1 rRNA gene is annotated in these 3,193 nt (G+C 56.9%); it reads right to left on the bottom strand.

The annotated features are described in order from the left end of the window. Positions 1-22 precede the first annotated feature (22 nt). A 23S ribosomal RNA gene (locus QC283_RS39345) occupies positions 23-3,144 on the bottom strand. Positions 3,145-3,193 lie beyond the last annotated feature (49 nt).

The raw sequence follows: 3,193 nt of genomic DNA, 5'->3' as shown, positions 1-3,193 counted from the left end.
AACACAGTGGACGCGAGCAACTGAGGACAAGCCCTCGGCCTATTAGTACCGGTCACCTCCACACCTTGCGGTGCTTCCAGATCCGGCCTATCAACCCAGTCGTCTACTGGGAGCCTTAACCCCTCAAGGGGGTGGGAGTCCTCATCTCGAAGCAGGCTTCCCGCTTAGATGCTTTCAGCGGTTATCCCTCCCGAACGTAGCCAACCAGCCATGCCCTTGGCAGGACAACTGGCACACCAGAGGTTCGTCCGTCCCGGTCCTCTCGTACTAGGGACAGCCCTTCTCAAGACTCCTACGCGCACAGCGGATAGGGACCGAACTGTCTCACGACGTTCTAAACCCAGCTCGCGTACCGCTTTAATGGGCGAACAGCCCAACCCTTGGGACCGACTCCAGCCCCAGGATGCGACGAGCCGACATCGAGGTGCCAAACCATCCCGTCGATATGGACTCTTGGGGAAGATCAGCCTGTTATCCCCGGGGTACCTTTTATCCGTTGAGCGACGGCGCTTCCACAAGCCACCGCCGGATCACTAGTCCCGACTTTCGTCCCTGCTCGACCCGTCGGTCTCACAGTCAAGCTCCCTTGTGCACTTACACTCAACACCTGATTGCCAACCAGGCTGAGGGAACCTTTGGGCGCCTCCGTTACTCTTTAGGAGGCAACCGCCCCAGTTAAACTACCCATCAGACACTGTCCCTGATCCGGATCACGGACCCAGGTTAGACATCCAGCACGACCAGACTGGTATTTCAACGACGACTCCCCCTGAACTGGCGTCCAGAGTTCACAGTCTCCCAGCTATCCTACACAAGCCGAACCGAACACCAATATCAAACTGTAGTAAAGGTCCCGGGGTCTTTCCGTCCTGCTGCGCGAAACGAGCATCTTTACTCGTAGTGCAATTTCACCGGGCCTATGGTTGAGACAGTCGAGAAGTCGTTACGCCATTCGTGCAGGTCGGAACTTACCCGACAAGGAATTTCGCTACCTTAGGATGGTTATAGTTACCACCGCCGTTTACTGGCGCTTAAGTTCTCAGCTTCGCCCCACCGAAATGGAGCTAACCGGTCCCCTTAACGTTCCAGCACCGGGCAGGCGTCAGTCCGTATACATCGCCTTACGGCTTCGCACGGACCTGTGTTTTTAGTAAACAGTCGCTTCTCGCTGGTCTCTGCGGCCACCCCCAGCTCAGACAGTAAATGTCATCACCAGGAATGGCCCCCCTTCTCCCGAAGTTACGGGGGCATTTTGCCGAGTTCCTTAACCATAGTTCACCCGAACGCCTCGGTATTCTCTACCTGACCACCTGAGTCGGTTTAGGGTACGGGCCGCCATGAAACTCGCTAGAGGCTTTTCTCGACAGCATAGGATCATCCACTTCACCACAATCGGCTCGGCATCAGGTCTCAGCCTTGTGTGCGACGGATTTACCTATCGCACGGCCTACACCCTTACCCCGGGACAACCACCGCCCGGGATGGACTACCTTCCTGCGTCACCCCATCACTCACCTACTACAAGTCTGGTTCGTCGGCTCCACCACTTTCCTTTCCCCGAAGGGTCCGGAACGGCTTCACGGACTTAGCATCGCCTGGTTCGATGTTTGACGCTTCACAGCGGGTACCGGAATATCAACCGGTTATCCATCGACTACGCCTGTCGGCCTCGCCTTAGGTCCCGACTTACCCTGGGCAGATCAGCTTGACCCAGGAACCCTTAGTCAATCGGCGCAAACGTTTCTCACGTTTGTATCGCTACTCATGCCTGCATTCTCACTCGTGAACCGTCCACAACTCGCTTCCGCGGCTGCTTCACCCGGCACACGACGCTCCCCTACCCATCACAGCCGGCGTTGGCCGTATTGCTGCAATGACACGACTTCGGCGGTACGCTTGAGCCCCGCTACATTGTCGGCGCGGAATCACTAGACCAGTGAGCTATTACGCACTCTTTCAAGGGTGGCTGCTTCTAAGCCAACCTCCTGGTTGTCTGTGCGACTCCACATCCTTTCCCACTTAGCGTACGCTTAGGGGCCTTAGTCGATGCTCTGGGCTGTTTCCCTCTCGACCATGGAGCTTATCCCCCACAGTCTCACTGCCGTGCTCTCACTTACCGGCATTCGGAGTTTGGCTAAGGTCAGTAACCCGGTAGGGCCCATCGCCTATCCAGTGCTCTACCTCCGGCAAGAAACACACGACGCTGCACCTAAATGCATTTCGGGGAGAACCAGCTATCACGGAGTTTGATTGGCCTTTCACCCCTAACCACAGGTCATCCCCCAGGTTTTCAACCCTGGTGGGTTCGGTCCTCCACGAAGTCTTACCTCCGCTTCAACCTGCCCATGGCTAGATCACTCCGCTTCGGGTCTTGAGCGTGCTACTGAAACGCCCTATTCGGACTCGCTTTCGCTACGGCTTCCCCACACGGGTTAACCTCGCAACACACCGCAAACTCGCAGGCTCATTCTTCAAAAGGCACGCAGTCACGAGACACCAAGCAAGCTTGATGTCCGACGCTCCCACGGCTTGTAGGCACACGGTTTCAGGTACTATTTCACTCCGCTCCCGCGGTACTTTTCACCATTCCCTCACGGTACTATCCGCTATCGGTCACCAGGGAATATTTAGGCTTAGCGGGTGGTCCCGCCAGATTCACACGGGATTTCTCGGGCCCCGTGCTACTTGGGTGTCTCTCAAACGAGCCGCTGATGTTTCGACTACGGGGGTCTTACCCTCTACGCCGGACCTTTCGCATGTCCTTCGCCTACATCAACGGTTTCTGACTCGTCCCACGGCCGGCAGACCGTGGAAGAGAGATCCCACAACCCCGTACACGCAACCCCTGCCGGGTCTCACACGTATACGGTTTAGCCTCATCCGGTTTCGCTCGCCACTACTCCCGGAATCACGGTTGTTTTCTCTTCCTGCGGGTACTGAGATGTTTCACTTCCCCGCGTTCCCTCCACACTGCCTATGTGTTCAGCAGCGGGTGACAGCCCATGACGACTGCCGGGTTTCCCCATTCGGAAACCCCCGGATCAAAGCCTGGTTGACGACTCCCCGGGGACTATCGTGGCCTCCCACGTCCTTCATCGGTTCCTGGTGCCAAGGCATCCACCGTGCGCCCTTAAAAACTTGGCCACAGATGCTCGCGTCCACTGTGCAGTTCTCAAACAACGACCAACCACCC

Source organism: Streptomyces sp. DH41, assembly GCF_029813785.1.
Taxonomy (GTDB): domain Bacteria; phylum Actinomycetota; class Actinomycetes; order Streptomycetales; family Streptomycetaceae; genus Streptomyces.
This window is presented reverse-complemented; position numbering and strand designations above follow the sequence as displayed.